Genomic DNA, 15,069 nt, shown 5'->3' with positions numbered 1-15,069 from the left:
GGATCGGAAAACCGACCAGAGCGTTGATCTCGGCGGGAATGGACTACGCGGCGGCGATAACCGTCTTCCCGAATTTCTCGGCGGCCTCCAGCGCATGCGCCAGACTGTCACCGGGCAGAGTGACATGCAGCCAGGTCACACCCAGCGCGGCGAGCTTGTCCACACCGGCCAGGTAGGCCTCGGCATCGAAGTCGTCGTCGCCGGGGCTTCCGCCCTCAAAGTTGTTGAACACGATGTCGATTCCGTCCGGATCGCGACCGGCCGCGGCCAGCCGCGCCCGCAGATCCTCGATGCCGGTGGCCAAGGCGTCCAGCGAATCGATCGCTGCCGTACCCGCGGTCTTGGCCAGGCCCGCCGGCGCGGCGAACGGGCACCAGCCGTCACCGTGTTTGGCCACCCGGGCGCGCGCGGCAGACGTGTTGCCGCCGATCCAGATCGGCGGATGCGGACTCGCTGCCGGCCGCGGGTGCGCCGTGATCCCCCGGGCGCTGAAGTTCTTGCCCTCGAAGGTGTAATCGTCGGTGGTCCAGATGCCGCGGATCACCTCGAGCGCCTCGTCGAACAGTGCGGCGCGCTCGTCGTAGGAGACCCCGAGCGCGGCGAATTCCCGCTTGAGGTAACCGACTCCGACGGCCAGGGTGAACCGGCCGCCGGACAGCAGGTCAAGGGTGGCACCGGATTTGGCCACCACGAACGGATTCCGATACGGCAGCACCACGATGTTGGGCACCAGGCGCAGTGTCGTGGTGTGTGCCGCGGCGAAACCCATGGCCACGAACGGATCCAGTGCATCGTGACCGCCGGCGTCGAGCCAACGTTGCGACGGAGCTGGATGGTCGGTGAACCCGAAGCCGTCGAAACCCGCCGCTTCGGCCGCAGCGGCCATCGCCGCAACTCCGCTGCCACTCACCAGATCCGGGTGGTAGGGATGAGCGTGCATCGGGTACGTGATGCTGTAACGCACTGCGGCCGCCGATCAGGAAGGGAAGCCGGAGATGATGACGCCGTTGCACTCCGCCGCGCCCTGACGGACCTTGGCGGCTGCCTGGTAGGCGTCGGAGTAATACCATTCGCGCGCGGCGTCGACGGACTCGAACTCCAGCACGACGGTCTGGGTGCCGTGCCAGGCGCCCTCGATGACCTCCGGCTTCTGGTCGACTGCCACGATGGTGGCACCGCCCATCGCCTTCGACGCCAGCTTCGCGTACTCCCCCATCCCGGCCGGGTCCTTGATGTCCTCAGTGATGATGACGTATCCCTTGGCAGCTGCCATTTCCGAACTCCTTCTCTAGCCTTCGATTTCGCTGATTGCCCGCTCCGGGCAATTCTGTATCGCCTCGCGTGCCGCATCCTCAAGGCCGGCCGGAACCTCTTCCGGATCGGCCACTGCCCAACCATCGTCTGACATCTCGAAGACCTCGGGGCACAGCGTCAGGCACATGCCATGGCCGGCGCAACGGTCCTCGTCAACCTGGACCCGCATCAGCTGTCGAACTCCAGGTGCAGTTCGGTCAGCCCGCGCAGGATGAAGGTGGGGATGTAGTTGTAGCGACGGTCGCCGTCCGAACCGTGCGCGGCCTCGGAGATCCGGATGTCGGTGGTCCGGTCCAGCAACCGCTCGATACCGACGCGGGTCTCGGCACGTGCCAACGGGGCACCGGGGCAGCTGTGGATGCCGCGGCCGAAAGCCAGGTGCTGGCGGGCATTTTTGCGCGCCGGGTCGAAGGTGTCGGGATCCTCGAAGCGCCGCGGATCGCGGTTGGCCGCACCGTTGAGCACCATCACCGTGGTACCGGCATTCAACTCGGCGTCACCGATCGTCACCGGGCAGCGCGACAGCCGGAAGTCGCCCTTGACCGGGCTCTCGATGCGCAGCGCCTCCTCGATGAAGTTCGGGATCAGGCTGCGGTCAGCCCGAAGCCGCTGCTGGATCTCCGGCTGTTCACCCAAGACCTTCAACGCGGTGCTGAGCAGACGAACCGTGGTCTCCTGCCCGGCCGAGAAGACATTCGTCGCCACCCGCGCGACATCGCCGACGTCCGGGATGCCGCCGTCCGGGAACGTGGCCTCGGCCAGGCCGGTGAGGACGTCGTCACGCGGGTTGGCGCGGCGATCCGAGATGTAGTCGGAGAACTGGCCGTAGAGGAACTCCAGCGGGCTGTGTGACAGCGATTCCTTGCTGGTGCTGCCGATGCCGCCGCCGGAATGCTGCTTGATGCCGTTGACGAAGCCTTCCCGGTCCTCGGGCGGGATACCGAGCAGATCGGCGATCACCAGGAGCGTGAACGGACCGGCGAAGCCTTTGATGAACTCGCCGCCGCCGGGCGCCAGGTAGCTGTCGAGCACCTCGTCGGCCAGCTGCCACATGGCGTCCTCGTTCTCCTTGAGGCGCTTGGGCGTGATCAACCGCATCAACAGCGAGCGGTGATCGGTGTGGGTGGGCGGATCCAGCGTCGGCAGCTGATCGCTGAACGGCAGATCGTTGCGGTGCTTGTCGATGAGCGCGGTCACCTCTTCGGCGCTGCGCCCCTCCAGCGGGACCGGGAAACCCGGGAACGGCCCGGTGACCGACACGCAGGACGAGAAGGTCTCCTCGTCGTTGTAGACCTGCACCGCCTCTTCCCAGCCGGTCACCATGGTCACGTTGTAGTGGTCTTCACGGGTGACCGGGCACTTGTTCCGCAGCGCCTCGAAGAATGGGTACGGGTCGTCGACCAATCGTTCATCGCGGAAAAAATCGATACCGGTTGGGTCGATCGCCATCAGCTGCTCCCGTTCCAGCCACACATATGAGAATGCGGCTCTCTTCTACGAATAGTAGATTTCCACAGCACCGGTTGCGCGTCAACGTCGCACCCCGAGCTATCAGCGACAAGCAGCAAGAATAGTATTCTCAACCAACCACCGAGCATCGTCAGTCCGCCGTCCACAGCGATCAACTGGCCGGTGATGAAGCCCGCTCCGCCGCCGGCCAGGAACACCAGATCCGGCCCGAGGAATTCCCGCAACAGGTCCACGCCCGGGGTGTCGACCGCCGGCGCGAGCGCGTTCACCGTGACACGTTCAGCCGCCCATGGTCTGCACCGCCGCGGCTGTCATGGAATCAACCGCTCCGGCTTCCCGGACATCGCATTGCACCCAGGTCACCGACGGGCGACCCCGATGCTCGAGGCACCGCCGGCAACCAGAATCCGATGACCATGCAGGGGTGGGTTCAAGGGGAGATAGTTAGACGAACGTCAACTATTTTCAAGAGCCGAATCCGCTGTTAAAGTGCCGTATATGCCCAAGGGAACCACAACCGACGTTGCTGACAGCAGTCAACGTCGCGCGTCTTTCCAACGGGCCCGCTCGCACCGGACCAAGCGCGATCTGGTGCAGGCCGCGATGGCACTCTGGCGCACCAACGGCTACGCGAAGACCACGGTCGCCGACATCTGCCGGGCCGCAGGGGTGTCCCGGGCCCTGTTCTACTTCTATTTCCCGGCCAAAGAGGACGTGCTGTTCGAGGTGGGCCTTACTTCCACCCGGCTGGCGCAGAAGCGGGTGAAATCGCTGCTGGTCGGCGACTACGACATGGCAGCCGTCATCACCGAGGCACTGCGCAGCCTTGAGCGGTCGATGGCGCGCAATCCACCCGAGCTGATCGTCGAGACGATCCTGGAGGGGTACCGGCACGAACACCGGATCCTGGCCGGCGACGTCGACCCGGATACCCAGGACGCCGACATGTTCGGCGAGCTGTTCAGCCGAGCCCAGGCCGACGGCAAGCTCGGCGCGCACGTCGACGTGTCCCACCTGTCCCGGCTGGCCCAGATCCTGGTCAGCGAGGGCGTCCGGCACTGGGCCGGCGGCGGTTTCGGCAACCGCTCGTTCACCGACGTCGTCGCGCGTGACATCAGCGCGATGGTCACCGGCTTCAACATCACCAACAACTAGATCGGAGGACCCCGATGGCGTGGGATTTCGAGACCGACCCGCAGTATCAGGAACTACTGGACTGGGCCGACGAATTCGTCACCGAGCAGATCGAGCCGCTCGACCTGGCCTTTCCGCACCTGCAGTTCACGCAGCTGGAGGGCAAGCGTCGCGAGGCGATCGATCCGCTCAAGGCGAAGGTGCGCGAAAAGGGGCTGTGGGCAACGCATCTCGGTCCGGAACTCGGTGGGCAAGGCTATGGACAGCTCAAGCTGGCGTTGCTGAACGAGATTCTCGGCCGCTCGCAGTGGGCGCCGATCGTGTTCGGCTGCCAGGCCCCCGATACCGGAAACGCCGAGATCATCGCCCACTACGGGACCGAGGAGCAGAAGAAGCAGTACCTGCATCCGCTGCTCGAGGGAGAGTTGTTCTCCTGCTATTCGATGACCGAACCGCATGCCGGTGCGGACCCCACGCTGTTCACCACGAGCGCGGTAAGGGATGCGGATGGGTTGAGCTGGATTATCAATGGTTGGAAGTTCTTCTCCTCCAACGCCGCAACGGCCTCGTTCCTGATCGTCATGGTGGTCACCAATCCTGAGGTCAGCGCCTACCAGGGCATGTCGATGTTCCTCGTGCCCGCCGACACCCCCGGCGTCAAGATCGTCCGCAACGTCGGACTGTACGGCGAACCCGACAATGCCGGCAGCCATGCGTTGATCCACTATGACAACGTCCGGGTACCGGCCGAGGCCCTCCTCGGCGGCGAAGGGCAAGCCTTCGTCATCGCCCAGACCCGGTTGGGCGGCGGCCGGATTCACCACGCGATGCGCACGATCGGACTCGCCCAGAAGGCGCTCGACATGATGTGCGAACGCGCTCTCAGCCGTGAGACACAGGGCAGCCGGCTGTCCGACAAGCAGTTCGTCCAGGGCTACATCGCCGACTCCTATGCCCAGTTGCTGCAGTTCCGGCTGATGGTGCTCTACACCGCGTGGGAGATCGACAAGTACAACGACTACAAGAAGGTCCGCAAGGACATCGCCGCGGTCAAGGTGGCGATGCCCACCGTGCTGCACGACATCGCTTGGCGGGCAATGCAGATCCACGGCGCGCTCGGCGTCACCAACGAGATGCCGTTCCTGGGCATGGTCACCGGCGCTGCGGTGATGGGGCTGGCCGACGGCCCGACCGAGGTGCACAAGACCACCGTTGCCCGGCAGGTGCTACGGGACTACCAGCCGACCACCGACACCTGGCCCACCGAGTGGATACCCCGCAAGCGCGAGGCCGCGAAGGCGAAGTATGCCGAATACCTTGAGGCAGAGGTGGGCAATCTGTGAGCGATATAGATACGGCGCGCCTCGCCGACTGGATGGACAACGCCGGACTCGAGGGCAAGGGCGAGCCGCTTGAGGCCCGCTTCCTCTCCGGCGGAACCCAGAACGTCATCTACGAGATCCGCCGCGGCGAGCACAACTGCGTCCTGCGGATGCCGCCGGCCGGTGCCCCGCCGGACCGGGACAAGGGCATCCTGCGGGAGTGGCGCATCATCGAGGCGCTCGACGGCACGGAGGTCCCGCACACCGCCGCGGTCGGGGTGTGCGCCGATCCCGAGGTGCTGGGCCGGCCGTTCTATCTGATGGGATTCGTCGACGGCTGGTCCCCGATGGATACCCACGGCCGCTGGCCCGAGCCGTTCGACTCCGATCTGGGTACCCGCCCCGGGCTGAGTTATCAGCTGGCCGAAGGCATCGCGCTGCTGTCCAAGGTCGACTGGCAGGCCAAAGGACTGGGTGATCTCGGTCGGCCCGACGGCTTCCACGAACGCCAGGTCTCCCGCTGGATCGGTTTTCTCGAACGGATCAAGAACCGCGAGTTGCCCGGGCTGGAGGTCGCCACCGACTGGCTGCGGGCCCACAAGCCGCTCGATTTCATCCCGGGCCTGATGCACGGGGACTACCAGTTCGCCAACGTGATGTACCGCCACGGCGCCCCGGCCGGCCTGGCCGCCATCGTGGACTGGGAGATGGGCACCGTGGGCGATCCGAAGCTGGACCTGGCCTGGATGGTCCAATCGTGGCCCTCCGATCCGGACAACCCCGAGCCGTCCGAGATGGGTTACGTCGACATGCGCGGGATGCCCTCTCGTGACGACGTCGTCGGGCACTACTCACACGTGTCAGGACGCCAGGTCGACGACCTCGACTACTACCTGGTGCTGGCCAAGTGGAAACTGGCGATCGTGCTGGAGCAGGGTTTTCAACGGGCCGGCGACGACGAGAAGCTGCTGGCGTTCGGCCCTGTGGTGACCGACCTGATGGCCTCGGCCGCCGAACTCGCCGAATCCAGCGACTACCGGTGAGGGCCGCGGTCTGCCCCGAGTACGGGCCACCCGAGGTGGTCCGTCTCGAGGAACTCCCCGCTCCCCCGATCGCCTCCGGCCAGGTACGAGTCGAGGTCGGCGTGGCCGCGGTCAACTTTCCCGACGTGCTGTTGGTCGCCGACCAGTACCAGATCACGGTTCCCGTGCCGTTCATCCCGGGGAGCGAGTTCGCCGGGGTGGTGACCGAAGTAGCCGGTGACACCGACGGTTTCGCCGTCGGCGACCGGGTGACCGGCACCGGATTGTTCGGAGCGTTCGCCGAACAGGTGTGTGTCGCGACCGCCGGACTGGCCCGGATCCCCGACGGCGTGGACGACCGGACCGCGGCAGCTTTCGGAGTGGCCCACCGCACCGCCTATCACACGCTCCGGTCGGTGGCCCGGACCCGACCGGGCGACGACGTGATAGTGCTCGGAGCCGGCGGTGGCGTCGGCCTGGCGGCCGTGCAGCTCGCGACGGCACTCGGTGCCCGGGTCACCGCAGTCGCATCGTCGGACGAAAAGCTCTCCACTGCAGAACAATACGGTGCGGTCTCGGTAGTCAACCACACCCGGGGCGACCTGCGCGCCACCCTACGAGAGGCGCTCCCCGACGGCGCTCACGCAGTGCTCGACCCGGTAGGCGGCGACCTTTCCGAGCCGGCGTTGCGGGCGTTGCGCCGCGGCGGCCGGTTCGTGACGATCGGCTACGCCTCGGGCGTCATCCCCCGGATTCCGCTGAATCTGGTACTGGTCAAGGGGATTGAGGTCCTCGGCTTCCAGTTCCAGGACATCGACCCGGACCAGTTCGCCCGCAATGAAGCGGAATTGCGGGAGTTGCTGGCCGGCGGGACCATTCGGCCACACGTCGGTGCGGTCTATCCGCTGACCGAGACCACCGCGGCGCTGCGTGAAGTGGCCTCCGGGAGAGCGGTCGGCAAGGTCGTGATCGAACTCAGGACTCCTTCGGCGGATAGAAGTACTCCCGCCAGGCCGTAATCTTCTCGTCGCGCACCTCGTAGGCGCCCATCACCGGCCAGCTCATCTGCTTGCCGTCCACGATCCAGTGATCGCGCCGTTCCATCAGCACGACATCCCCGGCCACCGCGAGGTGCAGGATCTCAAGGTCTACACAGTTCCCGCCGGCGAAGAACACCTTCATCATGTCGTGGATCGCGTCGCGCCCCGAGAGCTTCGGCCAGTCGGGCCCGATGTCGAAGGTGGCGTCCTCGGCGAAGTGACTCACGACTTCGTCGACGTCGTTGCGCCCCCATGCCGCGATCTCGGCCCGCACGATCTCCTCAGCGGTCATCAGTCCCCCATCGGCCGTTGTCAGTGACATTTACACTAGCCCGGCCAAGTGTAATTCCGATAGACATCACTTCCGGGCCAGATCGAACTTCAATCCGCAACGGCCAGTTTCGAATCCGTCCGAGGCCGGGCGCTGTCGGCCGATTCCTTGACCGGGCCACCTTCGGCCTGCTAAGCAGATGCACAGCCCATTCAATCTGGTCAGGAGATCAGCCGTGCCAACTTCGACCGAAGCCGATCTGTACTACGACCCGTACAACATCGAACTCAACATGAATCCCTACCCGGTGTTCGCCCGGATCAGGGAGGAAGCCCCGCTCTACTACAACGAGCAGCACGACTTCTACGCGTTGAGTCGCTTCGACGATGTCAACAAGGGCGTCATCGACCACGAGACGTTCATCTCCGGTCGCGGTGCGCTGCTCGAGATCATCAAGTCCGGCATGGAGATCCCGCCGGGCACGTTGATCTTCGAGGATCCGCCGATCCACAACATCCACCGCAACCTGCTGTCGCGGGTGTTCACACCGCGCAAGGTGCTCGCGCTGGAGCCGCAGATCCGTGAGTTCACCGCACGCTGCCTGGATCCGCTGGTCGGGACGGACAAGTTCGACTTCGTCAACGATCTCGGCGAGCAGATGCCGATGCGGGTCATCGGCATGCTGCTGGGCATCCCGGAAGACCGGCAGCGGGCCATCACCGATCACGGCGAAGAGACCCTGCAGGGTCAGACCGTCGATGCGCTGGCCACCGGTGAGGTGTTCGCCGAATTCATCGACTGGCGGAGCGAACACCCCTCCGACGACATCATGACCGACCTGCTCAACGCCGAGTTCACCGACGAGACCGGCACGGTGCGCACGCTGCGCCGCGACGAGCTGCTGCTCTACCTGACCGTGATCGCCACCGCGGGCTCTGAGACCACCACGCGGCTGATCGGCTGGGCCGGCAAGACGCTGGCCGAATATCCCGATCAGCGCCGCGATCTCGTGAACAGCCCGGACCTGATCCCCGACGCGATCGAGGAGATCCTGCGCTGGGAGCCACCGGCCCTACAGATCGCCCGTTACGTCTCGCGCGACGTCGAGTACTACGGCCAGACCGTCCCGGAGGGTTCGGCGATGCTGATGCTCGTCGGCGCGGCCAACCGCGATCATCGCCGGTTCGCGCCCGACGGCGATGTGTTCGACATTCACCGGGAACATCACTCGCACATGACTTTCGGTGCGGGAACGCATTTCTGCATGGGCAACGCGCTCGCACGCCTGGAAGGCCGCATCGCCATGGAGGAGATCCTCAAACGCTTCCCGGAGTGGGAGGTCGACTGGGCCAACGCCAAGCCGTCGGAAACCGCGGCGGTGCGGGGCTGGGCCGCCATGCCCACCTTCGTCTAGCGCTCACCTGACGCCGACACTGCGTACAGATCGCGATCTTGGCGATTTTCGCGATCTGTACGCAGCGTGGACGATCTGTGCGCAGGGTCAGAAGGGAAGGTCCACAAACCCGTTCGTGGTGTTGACCTCGTCGTGGTTGTCGACGCTGTAGTGCGGTCCGATGGGGGTGCCCGGGTCGGCTTGGACCGGCGCGGCGAAGCCGAACACGGCGGCGGTCAGACCGCCGGCGATCAGGGTGGAGACTCCGATCTTCTTCATTGTGATGCCCTCTTCTGATGTGTTGCGGGTGGCGCCGAGCGTCGCGCTACGGCCCCACAGGTCGGCGATCTGGTACTGCATTTCGCCGGTCTGTTCCATCGAACATCGAGGTCAGAGGGTTAATTCCGCTGGCAGAAATTGACCTGCGGTTGGCAGAAATGTTCCGTCAGCTGGCCGGAATCAGGTCTGCGGGCACCGAGCGGCTGATCATCGTGCCGCAGCGGAATGCCTCGGTGGTCCCGACCACCTTGGCCTCGGGATCGTTGACCGCAGCGAGTGCCTGCGCCTTGAAAGCGCGTGCGGCAGCGGATAGTTCGTGACGTACGGGGTCGACGCTCAGGTCCGCCGGACACTCGTCGCCCCACAACGTCACCTCGGTGTGACCCTGCTCCAGCGCGCCCAGGACGCCGCGCCGAACCCGCTCGTCGGTATTGAACAGATCGGCGGCGACCGCGACGGTCTGCGGGTGCGGGCGGTCTTCCCAGGACTCAAGGACAGACTCCAGGGGCATGGTCTCCACCCCGAGAATCGCCAGCGGACGGACATCCTCGTCGGCACCGATCAGCACCGTGACATCCCACCCCGCCATCACTCGGTCGACCAGCCAGCCACCGGCGAACCGGACCGCGTCGACCACGCAGGGGGCGACCACATCAAGCCGATACCGCATGTCGTCCTCCAATCTCACTGGCCGGCCGCCCCGTTGCGGCCGCCCGGCTGCTCGATTTCCCGCCCCAGCATCTCGGCGTAGCTCTTGAACACGTCCGTCAACGGGAGCGAGGGATCGAGTAGCCATGAGGTCTCCATTCCATTGATGAATGCCAGGATCTCCACGGCCTTGGTGGCCGCGTCGAAGTCGGAGCGGTAGCGACCGTCGAGCTGGCCGCGGGTGATGATGTCGGCGACGATGTCGCGCGCATCCTGTTGCCGTTTGAGCAAACGATCGTGCAGTGGCGCATCGGGTTGGATGTTCTCGACCAGCAGCACGGTGAACGTGCCGACCAGCTCGGGCGCCCGGACGAACCGGTCGGCCACCCGCTTGATCTCGTCGGCGAGGTTCCCGGACCGGTCCGCGTGGGTGTCGTCGTCGTGATCGCGCGCGTCGAGCACGGCGTTGAGCAGCTGCTCCTTCGACTCGAAATGGTGGAGCAGACCGGCCGGCGTGACTCCGGCTTCCCGGGCGATCTGGGCCAGCGAGGTGTTGCGCCACCCATTGCGAGCCAGCAGCTTCTCAGCCACAGAAAGTATCCGCTGCCTGCGGTCTTCCCCCTTGGCCAGGAGCGTCGCGTAGGGCCTCGCGCCCGCTGAAGATGCCTCTGCCCCTACCACCGAAGCCACCGGACTCCTTCGTCGAACCAACCTAGTGAACACACAGTAGGTTGGTTTGACCGTCTGTGACAAGTGTCTCAGAGAAAGAGATTCCCGGCGGCCGTCACAACCGCCGGGAACGCCCGGTCAGAGCCCCAGCGACTTGGCGATGATCACCTTCATGACCTCGCTGGTCCCGGCGTAGATCCGGGACACCCGGGCATCCGTGTAGAGCCGCGCGATGGGGTACTCCATCATGTAGCCGTACCCGCCGAAGAGCTGCAGGCAACGATCGATCACCCGCGCCTGCATCTCCGTGCAGAACAGTTTCACCCGGGCCGCGTCGGCACCCGACAGCTCTCCGTCGACGTGCAGCGCCACCGCCCGATCGAGCATCGCCTGTGCCGCTTCGACCTCTGTCGAGCACGCCGCCAGTTCGAACTTGGTGTTCTGAAAGGACGCGACCGGCTGGCCGAACGCTTTGCGATCCTTGGTGTAGCCGATGGCCGCGGCGATGGCCGAGCGGGCCTGTGCCACCGACCCCACGGCCACGGTGAGGCGCTCCTGGGCCAGGTTGTGGCCGAGGTAGCTGAACGCCTCGCCCTCCTCCCCCAGCACGTTGGCCACCGGCACCCGCACATCGCTGAACGACAGCTCCGCGGTGTCCTGCACCTTGCAGCCCATCTTCTCCAGCTCGCGGCCCCGCTCGAAGCCCGCCATGCCGTCCTCGACGACCAGCAGCGTCAACCCCCTGCGTCGGTTGTCCGGGTCGGTGGACGTCCGGGCCACCACGACCACCAGATCGGCCTGGATACCACCGGTGATGAACGTCTTGGCGCCGTTGAGCACGTACTCGTCACCGTCGCGTACCGCGGCGGTGCGCATGCCGGCCAGATCCGATCCGGTGCCCGGCTCGGTCATCGCGACCGCGGTCAGCAGCGTGCCCGCCGCCAGCCCGGGGAACCAGCGCTGCCGCTGCTCTTCGTTCGCGTAGTGCAGGAAGTACGGCAGGATCACCTCGAGCTGCGTGCGCACCGTCGACAACGTCACCAGGGCGCGGGCGGCCTCCTCCTGCAGCACCACGTTGTACCGGTAGTCGTCGATGCCGGCGCCGCCGTACTCCTCGGGGATCGCCATCCCGAGCATGCCGAGTTCACCCATGTGCTTGAAGACGTCACGGGGCATCCGGCCGCCCTTCTCCCACTCGGGATAGGCAGGGACGACTTCCTTTTCGATGAAGTCGCGCGCGAGCGCGCGGAAGGCCTCATGGTCCTCGGTGAACAGATTGCGTTGCACTACTTCTCCCTAGCGTCAGTCGATGAGCTCGACCAGCGTGGCGTTGGCAGTACCGCCGCCCTCACACATGGTCTGCAGGCCGTACCGAATTCCGTTGTCGCGCATGTGATTGATCATCCGGGTCATCAGCACCGCGCCCGACGCCCCAAGCGGGTGCCCCAGCGCGATGGCGCCGCCGAGCGGGTTCAGCTTGGCCTCGTCGGCGCCTGTCTCGGCGAGCCACGCCATGGGCACCGGGGCGAAGGCCTCGTTCACCTCGAACACGCCGACCTCGTCGAGACGCACGCCAGCCTTGTGCAGCACCTTCTCGGTGGCCGGGATCGGCCCGGTCAGCATCAGCACCGGATCGGCTCCCGTCACCACACCCGCGCGGTACCGCGCGATCGGCGAAAGACCCATCGTCACAGCACGTTCCTCGGTCATCACCAGCAGCGCCGCGGCGCCGTCGGAGATCTGAGACGAGTTGCCCGCGTGGATCACGCCGTCCTCGGCGAATGCGGGTTTGAGACCGGCAAGCTTCTCCACCGTGGTGCCCCGGCGCACGCCTTCGTCGGCTACCACCGGGTCCAGCTGATCGGCGGGGTCGGGAAACACGGTGATCATCTGGTTCTCAAAGGCACCGCGGTCCTGGGCCGCCGCGGCCCGCTCATGCGAGGCGACGGAGTACTCGTCCAGCTGGGTCCGGCTGAAACCCCACTTCTGCGAGATCATCTCGGCCGAGATGCCCTGGTTGAACGCAAAGTCCTTGTACCGCTCGAACACCTTCGGACCGTAGGGAGTACCGGTGGCCCGGGCCGCGCCCAGCGGGACCCGGCTCATCACCTCCACACCGCCCGCGACGACCACGTCCTGCTGGCCCGACATGACAGCCTGGACCGCGAAATCCAGTGCCTGCTGGCTCGATCCGCACGCCCGGTTGACCGTGGTTCCCGGGATGTGTTCGGGCCAGCCCGCGGCCAGCACCGAGTAGCGGCCGATGTTGCTTGATTGATCGCCGACCTGCGAGACGCAGCCCCAGACGACGTCGTCGACGATGTCGGGGCTGATGCCCGCCCGCTCCACGAGCGCATTGAGCACCAGTGCCGACAGATCGGCGGCGTGGAATCCGGACAGGCCGCCGTTACGCTTACCCACCGGGGTACGGACGGCCTCGACGATGACAGTTTCGCGCATGCGATTCTCCTCTGGAACTAAGACTGGTAGGCCGGGCCGATTGCGCCCTGCTCCCGCAGGGCGTCGATCTGCTCGGCACTCAGGCCGATCCCGGCCAGGATGACATCGGTGTGCTCGCCGAGCCCCGGCACCGCACCCATGCCCAACTCCATGCCGCTGATCACCGGCGGCGGCAGCAGGGCCGAGATCTCCCCGTTGGGGGTGCCGACCTGACGCCACCGGTCCCGCGCTTTCAGATGCGGGTGTGCGATGACCTCACTGGGCAGGTTGTAGCGCGAATTGCCGATCCCGGCATCATCGGCGGTCCGCTGAATGTCATCGAGATCATGCTGGGCGCACCAGGATTCGATGGCCTTGTTCAGTTCGTCCCGATGCGCGCAGCGATCGGAGTTGGTGGCGAAACGCGGGTCGTCGGCCAGATCGGGACGCTCGATGATCTCGCGGGCCAACCGCTGCCATTCCCGGTCGTTGGTCGTTCCCAGCACCACGGTCTGCCCGTCGCGGGTATCGAACGCGCCGTACGGAGCCACTGCCGGCGAACTCATCCCCAGCGGAACCTGGTCGACGCCGGAGTGCTGGGTGTAGGCCAGCTGGTATCCCATGATGTCGGTCATGGTGTCGAACAGGCTGACGGCCACCGCCGGTGCGGCACCGGTGTCACCCTTGCGTGCCCGGCCGAGCAACAGCGCCATGATCGACAGCGCCGAATACAGCCCTGTGGTGATATCCGCAACCGCCGCACCGGGTTTGGCCGGCATCCCGGCATAGCCGGTCGACGCGCACGACCCGGACTCGGCCTGCACCAGCAGGTCGTAGGCGCGCTTGTGCGACAGGGGCCCGCCGGGGCCGTACCCATCGATCTCCACGGGGATCACCTGGGGATGGCGCACCTTCAGGTCCTCGGGCCCGAGCCCCAGGCGCGCGGTGGCGCCGGGAGCGAGGTTGGACACGAAGGCGTCGGCACCGTCGAGTAACCGGTGCAGCACCTCCATGCCCTCCGGCGACTTCAGATTGAGGGTGATCGATTCCTTACCCCGGTTGGCCCAGACGAAATGGGCCGCCTGCCCCAGCACGACATCGTCGTAGTCGCGGGCGAAATCGCCCCCCTTGGGATTCTCGATCTTGACCACCCTGGCGCCGAAGTCGGCGAGCACCCGGGTGCACATCGGCGCGGAGACCGCCTGCTCCATCGCGATGACGGTGATACCGGCCAGGGGCAGTGCGGATTCCGCCGCTGTGCTTGATGGTTCGCTCGTAAACTCGCTCACAACGTCACATAACCATGCCGCCATCGACCGGCAGAACCTGCCCGGTGATGTACGACGCGGCATCGGAGGCCAGGAAGACGAACGCGCCCGCGACCTCGTCGGCCTCGGCCCACCGCTTGAGCGGGATGCGGTTCATCATGTTGGCCGCGAACTTCTCGTTGGTCCGGATGGTCTCCGTCATCGGCGTGGCCGCCAGCGGCGCCAGCGCGTTGACCATGATGTTCTTGGCCGCCAATTCCCGTGCCAGCGATTTGGTGAAACCGATCAGGCCGGCCTTGGCCGCCGAGTAGTTGACCTGCCCCAGCGTGCCGGTGATCCCGGCCGACGAGGTGACGTTGATGACGCGGCCGGTGCCGTCGGTCGGCATGTGCGGCAGGGCGGCCTGGGTGACGTGGAAGGTGCCCATCACGTGGATGTCGAAGGTGACCCGGAACGTCTCGTCGGTCAGCTTCGGGAACATCGCCGGTGAGGTGACGCCGGCGTTGTTGACCACGATGTGCAGGTTGCCCTCGCCCAGCGCGGCGGCCTGCGCGGCGGCGGCCACCGCCGCGTCACGGTCACTGACGTCCAGCGCGGCACTGTCGGCCTTGCCGCCCGCGGTATTGATGCGCTCGGCGACCGCGGCCGCGGCGTCACCGCTGATATCGGTGACGAGTACCGAGGCGCCGGCCGCGGCGAGTGCCTCCGAAACCGCCGCGCCGATGCCGGCACCGGCCCCGGTCACCAGCGCCGAACGTCCGGTCAGGTCGAAATAGGTCCTCATTGAACTTCGAAATCTC

Annotated in this window: 17 protein-coding genes and 1 pseudogene; 5 read left to right on the top strand and 13 right to left on the bottom strand. The window is 66.1% G+C overall.

The annotated features are described in order from the left end of the window. Nucleotides 1-43: 43 nt before the first annotated feature. The 5 genes and pseudogenes from ACNQVK_RS14460 to ACNQVK_RS14440 all read right to left on the bottom strand — a co-directional run. Entirely contained in the window at nucleotides 44-964 is a 921-nt protein-coding gene (locus tag ACNQVK_RS14460) for an LLM class F420-dependent oxidoreductase (protein ID WP_418030050.1), read from the bottom strand. 12 nt (nucleotides 965-976) lie between these two features. Then, nucleotides 977-1,273, bottom strand: coding sequence for a DUF1330 domain-containing protein (locus ACNQVK_RS14455; RefSeq protein WP_418030049.1), 297 nt, complete (start codon nucleotides 1,271-1,273; stop codon nucleotides 977-979). Between the two features lie 15 nt (nucleotides 1,274-1,288). Beyond that, nucleotides 1,289-1,483 (bottom strand): ferredoxin, encoded by a 195-nt coding sequence (locus ACNQVK_RS14450; RefSeq protein WP_418030048.1) that lies wholly within the window; start codon nucleotides 1,481-1,483, stop codon nucleotides 1,289-1,291. After that, nucleotides 1,483-2,763 (bottom strand): cytochrome P450, encoded by a 1,281-nt coding sequence (locus ACNQVK_RS14445; protein ID WP_418030047.1) that lies wholly within the window; start codon nucleotides 2,761-2,763, stop codon nucleotides 1,483-1,485. The genes ACNQVK_RS14450 and ACNQVK_RS14445 overlap by 1 nt, the downstream gene beginning before the upstream one ends. 140 nt (nucleotides 2,764-2,903) lie before the next feature. Next, nucleotides 2,904-3,080: pseudogene (locus ACNQVK_RS14440) on the bottom strand (short-chain dehydrogenase); the annotation flags it as partial. A gap of 202 nt (nucleotides 3,081-3,282) precedes the next feature. Between ACNQVK_RS14440 and ACNQVK_RS14435 the strand changes: the two are divergent. Genes ACNQVK_RS14435 through ACNQVK_RS14420 form a run of 4 tightly spaced genes read left to right on the top strand, consistent with a single transcriptional unit; the run spans nucleotide 3,283 to nucleotide 7,281 of the window. After that, nucleotides 3,283-3,939 (top strand): TetR/AcrR family transcriptional regulator, encoded by a 657-nt coding sequence (locus ACNQVK_RS14435; RefSeq protein WP_418030046.1) that lies wholly within the window; start codon nucleotides 3,283-3,285, stop codon nucleotides 3,937-3,939. A 14-nt stretch (nucleotides 3,940-3,953) separates the two neighbouring features. Next, nucleotides 3,954-5,261, top strand: coding sequence for an acyl-CoA dehydrogenase family protein (locus ACNQVK_RS14430; RefSeq protein WP_418030045.1), 1,308 nt, complete (start codon nucleotides 3,954-3,956; stop codon nucleotides 5,259-5,261). 32 nt (nucleotides 5,262-5,293) lie between these two features. Next, nucleotides 5,294-6,283, top strand: coding sequence for a phosphotransferase family protein (locus ACNQVK_RS14425; RefSeq protein WP_418034163.1), 990 nt, complete (start codon nucleotides 5,294-5,296; stop codon nucleotides 6,281-6,283). Continuing rightward, on the top strand, nucleotides 6,280-7,281 hold the full coding sequence (locus tag ACNQVK_RS14420) for an NADPH:quinone oxidoreductase family protein (protein ID WP_418030044.1): 1,002 nt from the start codon (nucleotides 6,280-6,282) through the stop codon (nucleotides 7,279-7,281). The genes ACNQVK_RS14425 and ACNQVK_RS14420 overlap by 4 nt, the downstream gene beginning before the upstream one ends. Here ACNQVK_RS14420 and ACNQVK_RS14415 read toward each other — a convergent pair. Then, nucleotides 7,238-7,594 carry a limonene-1,2-epoxide hydrolase family protein gene (locus tag ACNQVK_RS14415; RefSeq protein WP_418030043.1) on the bottom strand — a complete coding sequence of 119 codons (357 nt, stop codon included), beginning with the start codon at nucleotides 7,592-7,594 and terminating at the stop codon, nucleotides 7,238-7,240. The two genes, ACNQVK_RS14420 and ACNQVK_RS14415, sit on opposite strands and share 44 nt — an antisense overlap. 178 nt (nucleotides 7,595-7,772) lie before the next feature. On the opposite strand from ACNQVK_RS14415, the gene ACNQVK_RS14410 reads away from it, so the two are divergent. Further along, nucleotides 7,773-8,987 (top strand): cytochrome P450, encoded by a 1,215-nt coding sequence (locus ACNQVK_RS14410; protein WP_418030042.1) that lies wholly within the window; start codon nucleotides 7,773-7,775, stop codon nucleotides 8,985-8,987. An 87-nt stretch (nucleotides 8,988-9,074) separates the two neighbouring features. Here the strand turns inward: ACNQVK_RS14410 and ACNQVK_RS14405 are convergent, their stop codons facing one another. The 7 genes from ACNQVK_RS14405 to ACNQVK_RS14375 all read right to left on the bottom strand — a co-directional run bounded on the left by ACNQVK_RS14405 (nucleotide 9,075) and on the right by ACNQVK_RS14375 (nucleotide 15,053). Further along, a complete protein-coding gene (locus ACNQVK_RS14405) occupies nucleotides 9,075-9,344 on the bottom strand; it encodes a hypothetical protein (protein WP_418030041.1) in 270 nt (89 codons plus the stop codon). 67 nt (nucleotides 9,345-9,411) lie between these two features. Next, entirely contained in the window at nucleotides 9,412-9,915 is a 504-nt protein-coding gene (locus ACNQVK_RS14400; protein WP_044524118.1) for a hypothetical protein, read from the bottom strand. 14 nt (nucleotides 9,916-9,929) lie between these two features. Next, nucleotides 9,930-10,574, bottom strand: coding sequence for a TetR/AcrR family transcriptional regulator (locus ACNQVK_RS14395; RefSeq protein WP_418034162.1), 645 nt, complete (start codon nucleotides 10,572-10,574; stop codon nucleotides 9,930-9,932). Between the two features lie 126 nt (nucleotides 10,575-10,700). Then, nucleotides 10,701-11,849 (bottom strand): acyl-CoA dehydrogenase family protein, encoded by a 1,149-nt coding sequence (locus tag ACNQVK_RS14390; protein ID WP_418030040.1) that lies wholly within the window; start codon nucleotides 11,847-11,849, stop codon nucleotides 10,701-10,703. Nucleotides 11,850-11,864: 15 nt separating this feature from the next. Continuing rightward, nucleotides 11,865-13,022 (bottom strand): thiolase family protein, encoded by a 1,158-nt coding sequence (locus tag ACNQVK_RS14385; protein WP_418030039.1) that lies wholly within the window; start codon nucleotides 13,020-13,022, stop codon nucleotides 11,865-11,867. 17 nt (nucleotides 13,023-13,039) lie between these two features. Next, a complete protein-coding gene (locus ACNQVK_RS14380; RefSeq protein WP_418030038.1) occupies nucleotides 13,040-14,290 on the bottom strand; it encodes a CaiB/BaiF CoA transferase family protein in 1,251 nt (416 codons plus the stop codon). A 4-nt stretch (nucleotides 14,291-14,294) separates the two neighbouring features. Then, on the bottom strand, nucleotides 14,295-15,053 hold the full coding sequence (locus ACNQVK_RS14375; protein ID WP_044522284.1) for an SDR family oxidoreductase: 759 nt from the start codon (nucleotides 15,051-15,053) through the stop codon (nucleotides 14,295-14,297). Between the last annotated feature and the right edge of the window lie 16 nt (nucleotides 15,054-15,069).

This window comes from Mycobacterium sp. 134, from assembly GCF_048282715.1.
GTDB classification, from domain to species: domain Bacteria; phylum Actinomycetota; class Actinomycetes; order Mycobacteriales; family Mycobacteriaceae; genus Mycobacterium; species Mycobacterium septicum.
The sequence above is the reverse complement of the archived record's forward strand: the minus strand, read 5'-3'. Positions and strand labels throughout refer to the sequence as shown.